Here is a 19,292-nt window from a genome sequence, read left to right on the forward strand (position 1 = left end):
GATCAGCTCCGTTTCAGTTTCGGGTCCAGCGCATCGCGCAGGCCGTCGCCCATCAGGTTGATGGCAAGTACGGTGACAAGGATTGCCAGACCGGGGAAGGTAACCACCCACCAGGCGCGTAGAATGAATTCGCGCGCTTCGGCCAGCATGGTGCCCCATTCCGGCGTGGGCGGCTGTGCGCCCATGCCCAGAAAGCCCAGGGCGGCTGCGTCCAGAATCGCTGTCGAGAAGGACAACGCCGCCTGTACGATGATGGGTGCCAGACAATTGGGCAGCACGGTGATGAACATCAGCCGTGATCTGCCAGCACCGGCCACACGCGCCGAAGTGACATAATCCTTCTGACGTTCCGCCAGAACCGACGCGCGGGTCAGGCGCACGTAGTGGGGTTGGAAAACAATGGCGATGGCAATCATCGCGTTGGTCAGCGACGGGCCAAGGATGGCCACCAGCACCAGTGCCAACAGCAGCGACGGAAAGGCCAGAACGATATCCATCACCCGCATGATCAGCGTATCGATCCATTTGGGGGCAAAGCCCGACAGCAGGCCCACCATCACGCCGCCAGACACGGCCACACAGACGACAACGATCCCGACAAAGAAGGAATAGCGTGAGCCCATGATCAGGCGCGACAGCATATCGCGACCCAGCGGATCCGTACCCAACGGGAAAGCCCAGCTTCCGCCCTGCTGCCATGCAGGCGGCTGCAGGATGTGGTCGCGGAACTGTTCGGTTGGGTCATATGGGGCCAGAAGGGGCGCAAAAGCGGCGCAGAATACAAAAGCGGCAAAAACCCACAGCCCAATGACAGCACCGCGGTTTTCGCTGAAGTAATACCAAAACTCGCGCAGGGCGCTGGGGCGGTCTTCCGTTCTGGGCGGAGTTGAGGATAGTTCGGCCATCACCGCCTCCGAATTTTGGGGTTGATGATGCCATAAAGGACATCGACCAGCAGGTTCACCAGCATCACGATCACCGCGATCATCAGCAATCCGCCCTGAACAACCGGGTAGTCTCGGCGGAAAATGCTGTCGACCATCCACTTTCCTATGCCCGGCCAGCTGAAGATGGTTTCGGTCAGGATGGCTCCTGCCAGCAACGTGCCCACCGACAGGCCGATCACCGTGACAACCGGAATCAGCGCGTTACGCAGCGCGTGCAACCCGTTGATCCGCGTTGGCGACAAACCCTTGGCGCGCGCGGTGCGGATGTAGTCTTCGCCCAGAACTTCCAACATCGCCGACCTGGTCTGGCGTGCGATAACCGCCAGCGGAATAGTCCCCAGCACAATCGTCGGCAAAATCAGGTGGCGCACGGCTGATCCGAATGCCCCTTCCTGACCCGACAACAGGCTGTCGATCAGCATAAAGCCGGTGACGCTGGGAAAGTAATACAACAGGTCGATCCGACCCGAGACCGGCGTCCAGCCCAGATTGCCCGAGAATACAATGATCAACAGCAGCGCCCACCAGAAGATGGGCATCGAGTATCCGACTAGCGCCGAGGACATCAGCGCCCGGTCAAAGAACTTCCCTCGGTTCACCGCCGCGATCACACCTGCCGGCAGACCCAGCGCAACGGCGAAGATCATGGCGCACAGGGACAACTCCAGCGTTGCGGGGAACAGCGAAAAGAACTCATCCCATACGGGTTTCCTGGTGACAAAGCTTTCGCCCAGATCACCTTGAAGGACTCCGGTGAGGTATTCCCAATACTGCTGCAACACCGGCTTGTCGAAACCCAGCTTTTCGACCATTTCCTGATAACGTTCTTCCGTCATGCCGCGTTCACCGGCCATCACGATGATCGGATCGCCGGGCAGCACCCGGATGAACATGAACGAAATCAGCGTCACGCCCAGAAATGTCGGAACAAACAGGCCAAGACGGGTAAGGAAATAGCCAAGCATCAGCGACCTATAATTGTAAGTTCTTTGGGAAAGCGGGTCAGTGACCGACAGCCATCCCCGGTGACAAGAACATCATCTTCTATGCGAACGCCGAACTTGTCCAATTCATACAGACCGGGTTCGTTGGTCCAGACCATGCCCGGCAGGATTATCTGACTGTTGCCGCGCATGATATACGGCGCCTCATGCACATCCCGGCCCAGACCGTGACCTGTCTTGGTCCGGATACGATCGGCAAAGGGCGAGGCCTCAAGCACGCTTGTGACGGCGTCGTCGATGTCATGCGCTGTCACGCCGGGGCGGCAGGCTTCGAACCCGGCTTTGTTGGCGCGCAAAACCGTGTCGTAGACGTCCCGGCCTTCGTCCGGGACGTCCTGAACGAAAAAAGTTCGCGTGATGTCGGCCGCAAAACCATGCTTTCGAGCGCCAAAGTCGAACAGCAAGGCGTCGCCTGCCTTGATCCGGTAGTCGGCGCGCGCCTTTCCGTGCGGTCGTGCCGAGTTGTCCCCCGCAGCCACGATGGGGGAAAAGGCCAGCGACTCGGCGCCTTCCGCAAAAAGCGCCTGTATCAGCGACTGCTCGATCTGTTTTTCGGTCTGACCTGCACGAACACCCGCAACCACACGCTCCAACGCGCGTTCCGAAATATCGATGGCCGCTTGCAGCGCGGCGATATCTTCTTCGGTTTTGATGATGCGAAGGCCTGAGATTTCGCGTTCGGCGTCCACAATCCGCAGATCCGGAATTGCGCGGGTAAACGCGTCTGACACGAAAACCCGCATCACCTGACCTTCGACAGCCAACGATCTGATCGGATTATGCGCTGCCAGCGTGGAAAAGGCAGCGTCATAGCCGGTCTGATCGCGCCAGTCGAACGCGGCACCCTCAAATCCGACCAGATCCCATGAGGCGAGTTCCAGATTGGGCACGATCGCCGCCGGATCACCCACGGCCGGAATCACCACGACAAAAGGGCGCTCGTGGCTCATGAAGGATTTGCCCAATGCACGGGTGAAATTCGGACCGGGCACCAGGGCCACTGCGTCCACTGACATATCCATTGCCAATTGGCGGTATTCGGACAAATCCGGCATTCAGCCCGACCTCCTCAATAAGAAAGCCGGAGCCACCAATCAGGCGGCTCCGGTTGGTGAGTGGTGGTTTATTCGACGCTCACACCATAGAAGATGTGGCCGCCCAGCGGGTGCACTTTATAGCCTTGCACCTTGTTGCTCATCGGCATGTAAACAACTGAATGCGCGATGGTTGCCCACGGAGCCTGCTCTTTGAACACAACCTGCGCTTCTTCGTACAGTTTGGTCCGCTCGGCCTGATCCGTGCTTTGCTTGGCCTTCAGGATCAGGTCTTCGAAGGGCTGGTGACACCACTGCGCCCGGTTGGATGCTTCGACCCCGTCACAGCCCAGCAAAACCGCCAGGAAGTTATCCGGGTCGCCATTGTCCCCGGTCCAGCCCAGCAGAACGGCACCGTCCCGGTTCAGTTCTTTCGAGCGAGACAGGTATTCACCCCATTCGTACGAGACGACTTCAACACCCACACCGACCTTGGCGAAATCCGCCTGGATAAGCTCGGCCATACGACGGGCATTCGGGTTGTAGGGGCGCTGGACAGGCATTGCCCAGATTTTCATCGACAGGTCCGAAATACCTTCGGCCTCCAGCATCGCTTTGGCAGCTTCGGGATCATAGGGATCGTCCACGATGGCGTCATTGTAGCCCCACATGGTAGGCGGGATCGGGTTCTTGGCCACCTGGCCCGAGCCCTGGAAGACCACGTCGATGATCGCCTGCTTGTCGATCGCCATGTTCAGCGCTTTACGCACCTTCGGATTGTCGAACGGCGCCATCGTGGTGTTGTAGGCCAGATATCCGACGTTCAGGCCCTCTTGTTCCAACATGCTTATGTCCGGATCATCCTTCATTGCCTGAATGTCAGCAGGGTTCGGATAGGGCATCACGTGACATTCGCCGGCTTTCAGCTTTTGATAACGCACAGATGCATCCGGTGTGATGGCAAAGATCAGGTTTTCGACCTGCGCCGGGTCTTTCCAATACTCGCCATTGGCCGCGTAACGGATCACCGCGTCTTTTTGATAAGCCACAAACGAGAATGGTCCGGTACCGATGGGTGCTGTATTCAGTTTTTCCGGCGTTCCGGCCTCCATCATTGCCTCGGCATATTCCGCGGACACGATCGAAGCAAAGTCCATCGCCATATTGGCGACAAATGGCGCTTCTGGTTTGGACAGAGTAAATTTCACTGTGTAGTCATCGATTTTTTCGATGGACTCGACCAGATCAGGCATCCCCATTCCCTGGAAATACTCCCAGGTTCCACCCGATATTTGATGATAAGGATGGGTTTCGTCTTTCTGACGCATGAACGAAAAAATCACGTCATCCGCATTGAAATCGCGGGTCGGAGTAAATTCTTCGTTCGAATGGAACTTGACGCCCTGACGCAATTTGAAAGTGTATTCCAGACCGTCATCGCTGGCCTCGACACTTTCAGCCAGACCGGGGACCACATTGGTCGTGCCAGTTTCAAATTCAAGCAACCGATTGTAGATCGGATGTGAAGAGGCATCAAAGGTTGTGCCTGCGGTGTATAGTGCAGGATCGAACCCTTCAGGCGATCCTTCGGAACAATAAACCAGAGTATTAGCCTGCGCCACGGCACCCGTCAGAGCGATCGCAGTGGTTGCGGCCAGAAGTTTGAGTTTCATGATTTTCTCCCAGAAAAGGACTTTTCAAGACAATCGCATGGCTCTTTGTCGTCAGAGCATTCAGTGACAGCATAGGTCGTTGCGATCCTTCTGCTTAATGTATCCAAAATACAAAATATAATGTCAACAGTGTCTTTCTGCGGATGTCTCTGACGACCGTTTCTGCCGCCGCTAACTGTGTCCGGAATTTCATTCTTATCTCCTATACGCAATTAGCCTATTCTGTTCCGTGGGTGGTGATCGCAGACACTCATTGTCCGAGCGCTCACTTTTTGTTTGTATGAGTAACCGCGCGCCAATCTTGTGAAGGAGGGCTTGCCAAAAGCTTTGCTGCGCGCCCCTTCATGGCTGCGGACGCAGGATCCCCGCCCCGTTCTTCATCGGCCACCTCAAACAATGCTATGGCCTGCTCGAAGCGGCCTGCTCGATAATACGCAAGACCTTTTTCGTATGTCTCAATCCACTCAAATGATCCCTCAAAACTATCGGCCATCGCAATCAGTTCATAGACGACCAGTTCTTCGGTCCGTCCGAAAACTGTAAGCGTGTCCAGCTCTCGCACGACAATTGCTTCCGCCGCTTCGCGCCTCGTCTCGGGACCAATCAGAATGCGTGTGCCATAATCCTTGTTCGCCCCTTCCAAACGGCTGGCAACATTCACAACGTCACCTATAGCGGTGTAATTCAACCGCTGTTCTGACCCAATGTTGCCAACCAAAGCTTCACCGCTGTTTAGCCCGATCCTGACACGCAGGGAATTTCCTGCCTCGTCCTCGATGCCCGCATCTTCCACGGTCGCGACAAGATCCAGTGCCGCGCGGCAGGCATTCTCGGCATGGAGGGCATCCATACGCGGCGCCCCCCAGATCGCCATAACCGCGTCACCCATGAATTTATCGATCGTCCCATCATGGCGCGCGACGGCTGCGGCTGCCGCCGTGAAAAAAGGCTCCATCAACTGGATGATTTTGGGGCCGAGCTTTTCCGACAACCCGGTGAATCCGGTCACATCACAGAACAACACGGAGATCTGCTTCATATCGCCGCCCGGCTGTGTCTTGATACCCTCGGCGACCAGCATCTTCACCAGATCGGTAGGCACATATTTTCGGAACGCGGACAACCCTGCGGCCATGCTGGCAGTGGCTGCTGACAGATTGGCCAGCTCGGACAGGTTGGAAGGCCTGCGTGAAATGTGTTCGACATCAAAGCGTTCGATTTTGCTCAGGTCTTCTGCGATGCGCGCCAATGGGTTGGCCACAATTCTACGGATCAACCAGATCGCCAGAGCGGTTGAGACGATCACGACCCCGATCAGGATATAGATCAAGTCTATCAAGGTTTCATCGATACCCGACAAGAAGGCCGATTCCGGAATGACCGTTGCGACGCGCCACCCGTAAAAACCCAAAGGCGTAAGGGCTACCGCATAAGGAACGCCATCGATCACCACGCGTTTCGTCGAACTGCCCGCAGTTTTGCCATCCGGGTCACCCAACAGTTTTTCCCCCGAGATCTTGGCAACCTCGTATAGCTCGCCCTCGCCCATGCGCGCAGGTGTAACTTCGTCCGCTTTTGCGTCGGGAACAGCTATTACTTTGCCATCGGCATCCAGAATAAAGGCGGCTCCAAATTCGCCAGGCTCGAGCGTCGCCAGAAACCGTGACAAACGGTCGGTTTCGATTGCGACCGCAAGGACACCCTGCCGTGTCCTGCTTGCATCAATCGGTCCTGCGAATGCGTATACAGTCTTGTCACTGCCCGGCAGATCGCGCGCTTCGATCCATCCCATCGTGTCCAGAGACATAAAATTACTGAACCAGGCATGATCGCGAGGATCATAGGACGTCTGAGCGAACTTCCTTTCTTCGAACTGGATATCCCCGGGGATAAAAATATACCGATCGGTTCGCAGTTTCCGGTCGCGGATATCCTTGTCGATCTCTATCATCTCAAGCCCGCTGTCGCCCAACCGATGCGACGCGAAAAAATTGCCGTCCGGCCAACCAAAGAAAATCCAGGAGATATTCGGCTGCGCCTGTAACTGAGATAAAAAAACGAACTCTCGCTTATCGGCCTGCCGTGTTGCGATGACATTCTGTACAAAGATCGTGCGCACCGCCGACCATGCAGCTTCGGCGGATCTGAGGGTTGCCCCGACTTCGATGCGAACGGCATTCGCAATCTGGCTGTTGATCTCAGCTGCAAGCATGCGGCTGTTGTCACGCGCGGTCGTCCACCACAGCGAATGAACAACAAATGTCGACACACCGATGGATACGGCGACCAGCATAGATACAGCAATGCCGACGCTAAACCGCATGAAAACCCCGCAAAAGCCTGACTTGTACCACAGTATTCGATTGAGATCGCAAGAAGAGCAAAGCTTACTTTGCTCCAGCCCTGCAAAATCACGCAACTGTTAAGCTAATGTGTCTTCCCCGACAGGAATTCAGAGCAGTTGGTCACCTCATCCGAGGGGAAGTATGATCCACGCAGACGGCCATTAGCCAAAGCCCAGAGGCCAGACCTTGGCCGTGCCTCAATTCAATAGCCTTCTGACTGGGATTTGCGACGTTTGGGGACTGCGTTGCCACCTTTGGCGGACTTTGTGGCCGCAGCGCGTGCACGGTTCTTCTTGCTGCTTGGCTTGCCCTTCGGCGGCGGTGGGCCTTTCGGGGCATCTCCGGCTGGCTTGGCGTGACCACTCTTTTTCTCTACGCTCCCGGCCTTGCGCTTTTTCGGTTTTGCGCCCGAAGCCTTGAACTTACTTTTTGTATCGTCGTCCGACGCTCGGAGGGTTTCTGTTGCGCGCACGGTCTTTGCCGACTGGGCCTCGGGTTTGGGCTGGCGGCGAGGGGCTTTCCGCTCAGCCGGAGCAGCGTCCCTTTTCTGTCCCGAAGGCCTGCCTTTGAACTTGCGATCAAGACCGGGCCGACCGGTTGACGACAGGTCTGGTGCCTTGTCCAACCGTACAAGGTCCTTGGTCCCTTCTATCTTCATATCTGGACCAAGGCTGGTCAGAAATCTGTCGACACTGCCTTCGCGGATTTCGACATAGGTTACATCATCGGCAATCCGGATGGCTCCGATATCATCTTTCGTGAGATCGCCCGCCTTGCATATCATCGGCAGCATGTGACGTGGGGATGCGTTCTGATTGCGCCCCTCGGACACTGAAAACCAGACGCTGGGGCCAAAAGATGCGCGCGGTTTTGGCGCGCGTTGATCGACCGCTGACAGCTCCTCCGGGGCGGAATGGCGCAGTTTGTATTGCCTGAGGTAGGCGGCTGCGATTTGTTCGGGCGTAAAACTTTCAATCAGTTTCTCAACCGACGGGCGTTCGCTTTCCGTGAGTTCAGCCTGCCAGTCCTCTGATGCAAACATCCGGGCCTGATCGCGATCGTTCACCTCTTCGGCGGACGGGGCCGATCCCCAATCTGCTGTCAGCTTGGCAAATTTCAGAATACGCTCCGCCTTTTTGCGCGATGATGGCTCTACGATCAGTGTACTGACACCCTTGCGCCCAGCGCGGCCTGTACGGCCAGAACGGTGCAGCAGTGTTTCATGGCTGTTGGGCAGTTCGGCATGGACCACCAGATCAAGGTTGGGCAGATCGATGCCGCGGGCCGCAACATCGGTTGCCACGCAGACGCGGGCTCGCCCATCGCGCATTGCTTGCAACGCGTTGGATCGTTCGCTCTGGGTCAATTCACCGGACAGGGCCACGACTGAAAAGCCCCGGTTTGACAGGCGCGCTGTCAGGCGCGAAACCATCGCACGGGTGTTGCAGAAAACGATGGCATTGGGGGCCTCGTAATACCGCAGCACATTGATAATCGCGTTTTCACCGTCACGCGGGGCCACCATCATGGCACGATACTCGATATCCGCGTGCTGTGTCTGTTCGCTGACCGTGCTCACACGCGCTGCGTCGCGCTGATACCGCTTGGCCAGATTGGCAATTGCGCGTGGCACAGTGGCAGAAAACAACAACGTCTGACGATCTGCAGGTGTTTCATCAAGGATGAACTCAAGATCCTCGCGGAACCCCAGATCCAGCATTTCATCGGCTTCGTCCAGTACAACCGCGCGGATAGCGGTCAAATCGATTGAACCCCGATTGATATGGTCACGAAGTCGCCCCGGAGTGGCCACAACGATATGGGCGCCTCTGGCCAATGCGCGACGCTCATCCCGAATGTCCATACCCCCGACGCAGGAGGCCAGAAACGCACCTGCCCCCGAATACAACCAGCCAAGTTCCCGCTTCACCTGCAGTGCCAGTTCCCGGGTCGGCGCAACAACCAGCGCCAACGGCGCTTCGGGCTTGCCGAGCGTTTCTTCCTCCCCCAGCACCCTGTGCGCAATCGCAAGTCCAAACCCAATGGTTTTCCCTGATCCGGTCTGGGCCGATACCAGCATGTCACGCCCTTCCAGCTCGGGCTGGGTGACAGCACGCTGAACTTGGGTCAATGTTTCATAGCCCTTGCGCGCTAGCGCATCTGCAATGGTTTGTTTCACGGTGGTGGTTCTTTGTATCGGCCAGGTGATAGAAGCTGTGCGGAATTGCGATCAGCGGATCATCCAAGGGTAAAGACAGCCCCATACCGGTTGCCATCCCTATTGTATAGACAGGAATACGGACATTTTCGCCGAAAAGCTTCCCAGTTGGGAACACCGAGGCGGATCGGACGCCGCGCCCCCCGACAGAACCAGACAGCGTCAATTTTCCCGCAACGCCGTCTCAATGTTTAACATTATTGACGGCGGATGACTGACGTCGAACGTCAGAATTCCGCCCCGGACGTTCACGATCATGCCGATCACTTCGATGACACGGCCCTCTTCGACCCTCTACGGACCAAACAGGGTCGGAGCGGGCTCGTTCTTGATCTTATTGAACCGAACTCTAGTCCCCGTCGCCCAATAAAGAACTCTACCCCGGGTCAAGCCATTCACTTTTTCGACGATGGCATCGGCGTCAATACAGTGGTGGCGATAGAGATCACCGATCGTTCCTGTCTGACCAAAGTGTTCGACGCCCATCGGAATGGTCTGATGACCGCACACAGCGCCCAGCCACGACAATGTTGCAGGGTGCCCATCAATCACGGTGACCAGATTGCAGTGCGGCGGCAGGCCAGACATCAGGGTTTCGATGTGGGAAAGTGCTGCCGGGTTGCCGCGTGAGCGCGCGCGTTGCGCCGCCGTCCACCCTGCATTCAGCCGATCCGCAGACGTCACGGCCATTACGCCGATATCGCGACGGCCTTCACCAATCATGCCAGCGGCCTTGATTGCTTCGGGCGCGACCGCTCCCTGATAGACGATTGCAACTTCGCAACTTGGTCCCGGTTTCCGTAACCAGTATGCGCCGTCAATGGCGCCCTGTCGAAACTCGTCATCCACGCGTTTGCCCGGTTGTTCAATCGGGTTGGTCGTCAGACGCAGATAGACGGAGCCACCGGTTTCGTCTCGCAGCCAAGTGCGCTCGTCCGGTTGTCCTTCACCGTCGCGTTGCAAATAGTCGAAGGCCCATTCCATGATCACCGCCAGTTCATCAGCAAAGGCCGGTTCGAATGCGGCCAGCCCGTCTTGGCTCATCCCAATCAGCGGAGTGCCAATGGATTGATGCGCGCCTCCTTCAGGCGCCAGCGTGACGCCCGACGGCGTTCCAACCAGAAGAAAGCGTGCATCCTGATAGCAGGCGTAGTTCAGCGCATCGAGGCCGCGACTGACAAAGGGGTCGTACACGGTGCCAATCGGAATCAATCGCTTGCCGAAAAGGGAATGCGACAGACCCGCCGCGCCCAGAAGCAGCATCAGGTTCATTTCGGCGATCCCAAGCTCGATATGCTGCCCTTCCGGCGTGAACTCCCATTTCGCAGTCGATGGGATACGGTGTTCAATGAAGGCGTCGGCTTGCGTGGATCGGGCAAACAGCTTACGCCTGTTTACCCAGGGTCCCAGGTTTGTTGTGCCGGTGACATCCGGGGAGGTTGTCACGATGCGCTCTGCCAGCGGGCCGTCGCCTTTTGACAGATCGTCAAGAATCTTGCCAAACGCCATCTGGGTCGAGATTTCACGGCTGGTGTCGACCTCGATCCGTGGCACATCCAACTTGTCATCAAAATAACGGCGCTGACCTTTGGCAAAGAAAGGCGTATTCGTGAGGAAATCCTTGAGCTTTTCTGGGTTCTGTACTGTCGCAAGCGGCTCCCATTCCTTGCCTTCTGGCACGCCCATATGCGACTGCCACGCGGCGAACTGACTGTTGTTCATCAGCCCGCCGTGATTGTCCTTATGGCCCGCGATGGGTGTGCCCCATCCTTTGACGGTGTAGGCAAGGAAACATGTCGGGCGATAATGATCGATGGCGGCAAATGTCTGTGCCATGGTCTCGACGCAGTTGCCGCCAAGGTTTTCCATCAGCGCCGCAAGGTCGGCATCCGTCCTCCGTTCGATCAGAGCGGTCACATCCCCCTGATCACCCAGATCATCCATGAGGCGCTGCCGCCAGACCGCCCCACCCATGAAGGTCAAAGCCGAGTAGTCCTGATTGGGACACGCGTCGATCCAGTCGCGCAGGCGCTCGCCGCCCGGTTCTTCAAAGGCCGCGCGTTGCAGAACCCCATATTTCACGCGCACGACATCCCAACCGAACGCATCGAAGATTTTCTCGATCCGTTCGAACAGCCCTTCACGGACGATACCGTCCAGTGACTGTCGGTTGTAGTCAATGATCCACCACGTATTGCGCAGGTCGTTCTTCCAGCCTTCCTGCAAAGCCTCATACACATTGCCTTCGTCCAGTTCGGCATCGCCAACAAGGGCCACCATTCGCCCCATTGGCGCGTCTGCCCCCCAGCTTTTGGCCTTGATGTAATCCTGAATGATCGAGGCAAACGAGGTGATCGCGACACCCAAACCCACCGAGCCGGTGGAAAAATCAACGTCGTCGATATCCTTGGTCCGGCTGGGATAGCTTTGCACACCGCCAAAACTACGGAAATTTTCCATCTTCTCGCGGGTTTGATTGCCCATGAGGTATTGCATCGCATGAAAAACCGGAGAGGCATGGGGTTTGACTGCCACCCGGTCTTCAGGGCGCAGCGCTGAAAAATAGAGCGCGGTCATGATCGACACCATCGAAGCAGACGATGCCTGATGGCCACCAACTTTGATCCCATCCACCTTTGGCCGGATGTGGTTGGCATGGTGGATCATCCAATGCGACAACCATAGCAAGCGCTGTTCGACGATCTTCAACTGGGTGGGATCAATGTGCATGGCGGTCTCCTGGTTTAGGCGGCGCTGCGGGCAGGATAGGGCAAAGCTTGATCCAGGTCTGCGAGGATATCTTCGACATCTTCAAGCCCGACGGACAAACGGATCAAACCATCGCTGATCCCATGTTCGGCCCGTTCTTCCGGAGTATACGTCGAATGAGTCATGGATGCAGGGTGCTGGATCAGCGTTTCGGCATCGCCCAAGGACACCGCGCGCTGGATCATGTTGAGGCGGTTCATGAATTCAATCCCACCGGACAGGCCGGACTTGATCTCGAACGCGATCATGGCGCCGGAATGGGACATTTGCCGCTGCGCGACGTCGTGCTGGGCAAAGCTTTTCAGCCCGGGGAAATAAACCTCGGCGACGGCGGGATGGGCTTCGAGGAAATCTGCAACGACCCTGGCGGACGCACAGTGACGATCCAGACGCAGGTTCAGTGTTTTCAGTCCGCGCAGGATCAGCATCGCGTTGAAAGGGGCCATGACCGCACCGGTCATATCCTTCATACCGACCAGGCGGATTTCGGCAATCTGTTCGGCGGTGCCAACAACCAGACCGGCGACCACATCGCCATGCCCGCCGAGATATTTGGTGGCAGAGTGCAGAACGATATCCGCCCCGTGCTCGATTGGGCGGGTCAGATAGGGGCTGGCATAGGTGTTGTCGACGACAACCGTTGCGCCTGCCGAATGCGCAATCTCGGCGCTGGCGGCAATGTCCACCAGACGCATGTTCGGGTTGGCCGGAGTTTCGAAATAGACAACGCGGGTATTCTCGGAAACCGCCGCTTTCAGGTTCTCGGGGTCTGTCATGTCGACATGGGTGATTTTGACCCCCCATTTTGCCAAACCGTGGCGCATGAAAGCGAAGGTGCAGCCATAGAGTGTTTTGTCCACGATGACTTCGTCCCCTGGCGACAGCAGGGTCCAAAGCACTGCCGTTATCGCCCCCATGCCGCTGGAAAGGGCCAGTCCGGCCTCGGCACCTTCAAGCACGGCAATGCGTTGTTCTAGAAGGTCACATGTGGGGTTCGAAATACGGCTGTAGATATGACCTGCGCGTTCACCGGCGAACATCTCTCCACCAGCCTCTGCGGTTTCGAAGGTAAACGTGGACGTCAAATGCAGCGGTGGCGTAAGCGCGCCGTCATTTTCCAAAGGGTTATAAGCGTGGTGAATGGCGCGGGTGGCAAATCCGGTTGAACGAGTCATTGCAAGCTCCTGTTTCAAGCTGACGCCAGTTTGAGCTTTTACTTTGGGCTTTTGCTTGCAAATAATACCAAGAATACGATTAATATTGGCACTTTCTGCCAAGATTGAGGTTGAAATGGACGATAAAGACAGACAAATCATTCGGGCGCTGCAAAAGGACGGGCGCATGACGAACCAGGATCTTGCCGACGAGGTGAACCTGTCTCCATCGCCGTGTCTGCGCCGGGTCAAGAACCTCGAGGCTCGCGGAATCATAAAGGGTTACAGCGCAGATGTGGACGCCGCCGCGTACGGCATAGGCATTACCGTTTTTGTCCGGATCCGGTTGGAGCGGCACAATGAAACGGACGTTCAGAATTTCGAGAAACGCGTTCGGATGATCGACGAAGTTCTCGAATGCCACGTGCTGACCGGGGCGATGGACTACCAGTTGCGGGTGCTGGTATCGGATCTCGAGGCATATGAGGAGTTCATTCGAAACAGAATTCACCCGATCGGTGGGATTGCCTCGATCGACACAAGCTTTGTTTATGGAACGGTAAAGAAGACCGCTGTTTTTCCGCCCTGACGGAACGCGTCCGCTTAATCTGCGAACTCAGGCTGAGGTGCATGTTTAACAGGCGCTGGGATCAGGATTCACAGCCAATAGATGACGATGGCGACGCGGGCGAGTGGATCTTTGAGCCTCTGTGGCACAGGGTTGCGACACGCCGCCAGTCCTTGAGCCTGTAAAACATGGCCTTGACGCGATTGGGCCGCTGGGTGTGCTTCGCAGGCAACCAACACTGTTTGCGACCCTGGATTCAGGCGCGCATCCCAGAGATCAGACATGTTCACCGCTCGTTTTTCGAACCGTGAACACGCTGACCTGCCAAATTCAATGGGTTCCGGGCCTAGTAGGCGACCATCGTCAACAGCTCATATTCCGCGACCATTTCATCATCCTGCTGAGTCAGGGTGACATGCCAGCGGACTTCGCCGTACTCTTCGTTCCGCTTGGTCTTGGCCTTGACCGTCAACCGCACCTTGATGGTATCCTCCGCCTCGACAGGCTTCATGAATTGCAATCCGTCGAGGCCAGTGTTTGCCAGAACCGGGCCCTCGTTCGGTTCAACAAACAATCCGGCTGCAAATGACAAAAGCAGGTAGCCATGGGCCACTCGGCCCGGGAAGAACGGGTTCCGTTCCGCCGCTGCCTGATCCATATGCGCGTAGAACGTATCGCCGGTGAAATTGGCAAAGTGTTCGATGTCTTCCATCGTGATTGTACGGGGCGCTGTGTGGATGGTCTCGCCAATCGCCAGCTCATGGAACCGGCGCGTGAACGGATGGGCTGGTCCTTCGACCTCGGTCGCGCCGGGAACCCATGTGTTCCCGATTGCGGTCAGCAGATCGGGCGATCCCTGAATGGCTGTCCTTTGCATGTAATGCTTCACGCCACGCACACCGCCCATCTCCTCGCCGCCACCAGCGCGTCCGGGACCGCCGTGAACCATATGCGGCAGCGGAGAGCCGTGGCCGGTAGATTCCTTCATCGAGTCGCGATTGTTGAAGTACAGGCGCCCGTGATAAGCCCCTGCCCCCATGGCAACGTGCCGTGCCACATCGGCGTCACGGGTTATGACCGACGCCACCAGCGACCCTTGCCCGCGATTTGCCAGTTCGATCGCATGGTCGAGATCGCGATAGCCCATCACAGTGCTGACCGGGCCAAAAGCCTCGGTTTCGTGGACACGCCGGGCCGCATCCGGATTGGCACAATGGTACAGCATCGGCGGCAGGAACGCGCCTTTCTCGGCATCTGCCCCATCAACCACAAAATCATCAGGGTTTCCGAAAACGCGTTCGGCTTCTTGCCCGATGATTGCCACCTTTTCCAGGACATCGCGTTTCTGACCGTTCGAGACCAACGCACCCATGCGTGTCGTTTCCAGCCTAGGGTCACCGATGACCGTTTTGGCCAGCCTCGCGGACAGGGCTTCGATCACCGCCTGCACCAGAGGCTCTGGGGCCATGATCCGACGGATTGCGGTACATTTCTGCCCAGCCTTCGTGGTCATCTCGCGCTGGACTTCTTTGACGAAGAGGTCGAATTCCGGCGTGCCCGGTTCGGCATCAGGGCCGAGGATCGAGCAGTTCAGACTGTCCTGCTCGGCCACGAAACGAACTGAATTCTCCAGAATCACCGGGTTGGAACGCAGTTTTGACGCCGTTTCTGCAGATCCGGTGAAACTGACTACGTCCTGCATGGTCAGACGATCCAGCATATCGCCCAAACCACCCGAAACCAGCTGCAACGCGCCCGCAGGCAAAATGCCGGAGTCCAGCATCAGCCGGACGCATAGTTCGGTTACGTAGCACGAGTTCGTTGCCGGCTTTACGATGGCCGGAACGCCTGCCAAGAGTGTCGGGGCCAGCTTTTCCAACATCCCCCAGACAGGAAAGTTGAACGCGTTGATATGAACCGCCACGCCGTGCAACGGGGTGCAGATGTGTTGCCCCAGAAAGGTGCCGTTGCGGGACAGTTGCTCAACCTCACCGTCCAGGTAGACATGTCCGTCCGGCATCTCACGTCGGCCTTTCGAAGCGAAGACGAACATCGTGCCGATGCCGCCGTCAATGTCGATCAAGTGGTCCGACTGTGTAGCACCTGTGCTGAAAGACAGGTCATACATTGCCTGCTTATGCTGACCCAAATGAATGGACAGTGCTTTGAGCATCTTGGCCCGTTCATGGAACGTCATCTTCCGCAGCGCCGGCCCACCGACATTGCGCGCATAGTCCAGCATCCCCTGCACATCCAAGGCGCTATTGCCGGCCGCGGCGATCACCTCGCCTGTGACCGCGCTTGTAATATTGCGGGCACCCGCACCGGGCGAAACCCATTCACCGGCTGCGAAGCTGGAAATCTGTTGGATTGTCATGAGCGTCTCCTCATCTGCTGTGTGATCTTCGCGCGGCCGTATGCCCGTCTCACGAAATCATAATATAAACCGTACGGTCGGTCAATAAATTGGCGAATTGGAATCGAAACCGTACATCTCAGACTTGCGCTGGCAGTCGCGCGAAACCCCGAAACCGAATGCGTCCGCCTCGTTCAGCGCCGTCAGTGATGCGATAGGTCGGAAATCGCGCCAGAAACCGTCCGACGGCCACGCGTCCCTCCATACGCGCCAAGGTCAGGCCAACGCAGGTATGGGGGCCTCCGGCAAACGCATGATGCTTGTTGGGGCGTCGATCCAATACAACTTCATCAGGTTGTTCAAACTGCCGCAGATCGCGATTGGCTGCGCCGATGCACAGGTGAATGTCTGTACCTGCTGGAATGGTCTGACCATGGAACGTCACATCTTCAGTGGTCAGACGGTTGCCAAATTGATTTGGGCTTTCCAGCCGCAGGAACTCGTCCACCGCCGTGTTGATCAGATCCGGATTGGCCAGCAGCTCGGCCCGTTTGTCGCGGTGCCGTTCCAACAGTTCCAATGCGTTGCCGATCAGGTTGGTGGTGGTCTCGTGCCCCGCATTCAGAATGAAAATGCAGTTCTGGTAGAGCTCGACCTCGGTCAGGCCACCATCGGTGTCATCCTGCATCAACCGTGTCAGGACATCCATCGCAGGATCTCCGGGGTTGGCCCGGCGATCTTCAATGATGTGCCGAAGAAAGTCCTTGAAATCAGAAACCGAGCGGTTGCCCCACTCTTCCTGCTCGGGCGTCAACTGAGGCTCCAATGCGCCCAGTATGGCCAGAGACCAATCCCGCAAAGGCCCGCGTTCTGATCGGGGAATGCCAAGCAGGTTGCCGATGATCTCGATCGGGATGGCCCCGGCGAAATCCTCGATCAATTCTACCGGGCCCTTGGCTTGCATCTCGTCCAGCAACCCATCGACAAGTTGAACCAGGCCCGGTTCCATCTGCCCCAGCGCCCGTGGGTTCATCGCGCCAACCATGACCTTGCGGACGCGGGTATGCAGGGGCGGGTCATTGAACACAAGGCTGGTGGTATGGTGTTCGTACAGCGGGCTGTCGATCCCGTATTTTGGGCCGAAAACCGCCTTTTTATCCGATATGAAACGCACCGTATCCCGGTAAACCAGATCCAGGTCATCATATCGCGACAGGATCACCGATCCGTCGGGCTGCCAGCAGACGGGCGTGTCTTCGCGCAACGCGGCGTAGGTTGGATAGGGATCCGTATGAAACCCGTCCGGGAGCGCTGTCAGAGAGAACATCAGTGACCCATCGCTCCCATTTGTTCGGGAAGGACCAGAACCAGCCAGGGCACCAGAACAATCAGGGCCAGACGGAAGATGTCTGCCACCCAGAACGGGGTGACTCCTTTGAAGATTGTTCCGGTCGATACGTCCCCGACCACGCCTTTCAGAATGAACACGTTCAGGCCCACGGGCGGCGTGATCAAACTGATCTCGGTCACGACGACAACGACAATGCCGAACCAGATCGGATCATATCCCATTGACGTGACCAATGGGAAAAAGATCGGCACCGTAAGCAACAGCATCGACAGCGATTCAAAGACGCATCCCAGAATAATGTAGATCCCGAGGATCATCAGGATCACGACGAAGGGTTCCACCTCATACGCGGTGACCAGAGCGATCAACGCTTCGGGCAGACCAGCCAGGTTGATGAAATTCGAGAAGATCTGCGCCCCGATCAGAACCGAGAACAGCGCCGCGGCGGTGAAACTGGTTTCCTTCAGCACTTCAAAGGTCGAACCAAGGGTCAGCCCACCGCGCGACAATGCAATCAGGAATGCACCCATCGCGCCCATACCGGCAGCCTCGGTCGGGCTGAACGTCAGGTTCAGAGGATAGAAATCGAACACTCCGTACAAACCGCCGATCACCAGGAAGAACAGCAGCAACACGGCCCAGACCGAGCGCAACGCCGTAAGGCGCTCGCCCCAGCCGTGGCGTTCACCTGCAGGGCCGGACTCGGGCCTGCGCCAAACAGTCCAGCGCACGGCGAACAGATAAAAGAGGATACCAAGTACGCCTGGGATGATGCCAGCAACGAAAAGTTTGCCGATCGAGGTTTCGGTCAGCAGGCCGTAGATCACCAGAATAACCGACGGTGGGATCAGGATGCCCAGCGTGCCACCGGCGGCAATCGACGCCGTTGACAGCTCATCCGCGTACCCATAGCGGCGCATTTCCGGCATCGCGACTTTGGACATGGTCGCAGCCGTTGCCAGCGAGGATCCGCAAATGGCCGAAAAGCCACCGCACGCGGCGACCGTCGCCATTGCGATACCACCGCGGAAGTGACCCAGAAAAGCGTTTGAAACCGCGTATAGTTCGCGCGCGAGCCCGCCCTTGTTCACGAACAGGCCCATGAGGATGAACAGTGGCACGACCGACAGGCCGTAGTCCTGTGCCGTGTCCGTAATCTGACGACCCACCATCGACATCGCGGCCTTCAGTCCGCGCTCGGACAGGATGCTGCCACCGCGCTCATATGCAAACCCAAGCGTCCCCACTAGACCCATCGCAAACACAATGGGCAAGCGTACCAACACAAGAACCAGGACAAGGGCGAAACCGATCAGTGCGGCAGTCATTAGGAGTGCTCCGACAAGGTTTGGGGGGCAAAAATGTACAAAAGACCGGTGATGAACATCGCAACGGCCGTGATTGCAGTGAAGGCGGCGATGAACCAACCAACATAGAAGACCGGGATTGAAAGGTATTCGGTAACGTCGCCGTAATCCCGTGCACGTTCAGCCAAAATCCAGACGCGCTGAATCGGCCAGATCAGCATGATGCCGGACACCAGATAGACGATCGCATCGCGCGCTCTGCTCAGCCGCAAGCGTGAGAAAATTCCATCCGTCAGGTCGACTGCGATTTGCCCTTTCCCTGCCGAGATCATCGGCAAGACCGAGAACACAAGGATCGCCATCAGAATCCGCGTCAGTTCGGTTGCCGCCTCGATCGGAGCATTGAAGACAGAGCGCAGGATAACGTCAAAAAAGGTCATCACCATCAGGATGAACAGCGCCACACAGGCCAGCACCGTCGGAATGATACTGACGCGACGCGCTAAGGTCACGATAGATTGCATGATTGGCCCCCAACGGGTGAAGATGGCTGGCGGGTCAACCCC

At 57.2% G+C, this 19,292-nt stretch carries 13 protein-coding genes; 1 reads left to right on the forward strand and 12 read right to left on the reverse strand.

What is annotated here, in order from left to right:
* Positions 1-2 precede the first annotated feature (2 nt).
* The 8 genes from AC2FEB_RS10460 to AC2FEB_RS10495 form a co-directional block, all read right to left on the reverse strand.
* A complete protein-coding gene (locus AC2FEB_RS10460; protein ID WP_496672680.1) occupies positions 3-905 on the reverse strand; it encodes an ABC transporter permease subunit in 903 nt (300 codons plus the stop codon).
* Positions 905-1,912, reverse strand: coding sequence for an ABC transporter permease subunit (locus tag AC2FEB_RS10465; RefSeq protein WP_117873853.1), 1,008 nt, complete (start codon positions 1,910-1,912; stop codon positions 905-907). The genes AC2FEB_RS10460 and AC2FEB_RS10465 overlap by 1 nt, the downstream gene beginning before the upstream one ends.
* Positions 1,912-3,006, reverse strand: coding sequence for a M24 family metallopeptidase (locus tag AC2FEB_RS10470; RefSeq protein WP_496672677.1), 1,095 nt, complete (start codon positions 3,004-3,006; stop codon positions 1,912-1,914). The genes AC2FEB_RS10465 and AC2FEB_RS10470 overlap by 1 nt, the downstream gene beginning before the upstream one ends.
* Before the next feature lie 68 nt (positions 3,007-3,074).
* Positions 3,075-4,658 carry an ABC transporter substrate-binding protein gene (locus AC2FEB_RS10475; RefSeq protein ID WP_117873857.1) on the reverse strand — a complete coding sequence of 528 codons (1,584 nt, stop codon included), beginning with the start codon at positions 4,656-4,658 and terminating at the stop codon, positions 3,075-3,077.
* Between the two features lie 265 nt (positions 4,659-4,923).
* On the reverse strand, positions 4,924-6,981 hold the full coding sequence (locus AC2FEB_RS10480) for an adenylate/guanylate cyclase domain-containing protein (protein WP_496672674.1): 2,058 nt from the start codon (positions 6,979-6,981) through the stop codon (positions 4,924-4,926).
* 224 nt (positions 6,982-7,205) lie between these two features.
* Entirely contained in the window at positions 7,206-9,182 is a 1,977-nt protein-coding gene (locus AC2FEB_RS10485; protein WP_496672671.1) for a DEAD/DEAH box helicase, read from the reverse strand.
* 333 nt (positions 9,183-9,515) lie between these two features.
* The gene (locus AC2FEB_RS10490; RefSeq protein ID WP_496672668.1) at positions 9,516-11,951 is read right to left on the reverse strand and encodes a thiamine pyrophosphate-binding protein; all 2,436 of its coding nucleotides are present in this window, start codon (positions 11,949-11,951) and stop codon (positions 9,516-9,518) included.
* A 14-nt stretch (positions 11,952-11,965) separates the two neighbouring features.
* Positions 11,966-13,165 carry a methionine gamma-lyase gene (locus AC2FEB_RS10495; RefSeq protein WP_496672666.1) on the reverse strand — a complete coding sequence of 400 codons (1,200 nt, stop codon included), beginning with the start codon at positions 13,163-13,165 and terminating at the stop codon, positions 11,966-11,968.
* A gap of 115 nt (positions 13,166-13,280) precedes the next feature.
* On the opposite strand from AC2FEB_RS10495, the gene AC2FEB_RS10500 reads away from it, so the two are divergent.
* Positions 13,281-13,733, forward strand: coding sequence for an Lrp/AsnC family transcriptional regulator (locus tag AC2FEB_RS10500; RefSeq protein ID WP_171233299.1), 453 nt, complete (start codon positions 13,281-13,283; stop codon positions 13,731-13,733).
* 325 nt (positions 13,734-14,058) lie between these two features.
* Here AC2FEB_RS10500 and paaZ read toward each other — a convergent pair whose 3' ends face one another.
* The 4 genes from paaZ to AC2FEB_RS10520 all read right to left on the reverse strand — a co-directional run bounded on the left by paaZ (position 14,059) and on the right by AC2FEB_RS10520 (position 19,250).
* On the reverse strand, positions 14,059-16,089 hold the full coding sequence (gene paaZ / locus AC2FEB_RS10505; RefSeq protein WP_496672663.1) for a phenylacetic acid degradation bifunctional protein PaaZ: 2,031 nt from the start codon (positions 16,087-16,089) through the stop codon (positions 14,059-14,061).
* Between the two features lie 118 nt (positions 16,090-16,207).
* Positions 16,208-17,395, reverse strand: a complete 1,188-nt coding sequence (locus AC2FEB_RS10510) for a cytochrome P450 (protein ID WP_496672660.1) — start codon at positions 17,393-17,395, stop codon at positions 16,208-16,210.
* The gene (locus AC2FEB_RS10515) at positions 17,395-18,747 is read right to left on the reverse strand and encodes a TRAP transporter large permease (protein WP_496851079.1); all 1,353 of its coding nucleotides are present in this window, start codon (positions 18,745-18,747) and stop codon (positions 17,395-17,397) included. Before AC2FEB_RS10515 ends, AC2FEB_RS10510 begins: the two co-directional genes overlap by 1 nt.
* Positions 18,747-19,250: a TRAP transporter small permease gene (locus AC2FEB_RS10520; protein ID WP_496851081.1), complete on the reverse strand. Its 504-nt coding sequence runs from the start codon at positions 19,248-19,250 to the stop codon at positions 18,747-18,749. Before AC2FEB_RS10520 ends, AC2FEB_RS10515 begins: the two co-directional genes overlap by 1 nt.
* Between the last annotated feature and the right edge of the window lie 42 nt (positions 19,251-19,292).

Source organism: Ruegeria sp. YTSC106 (genome assembly GCF_059609765.1).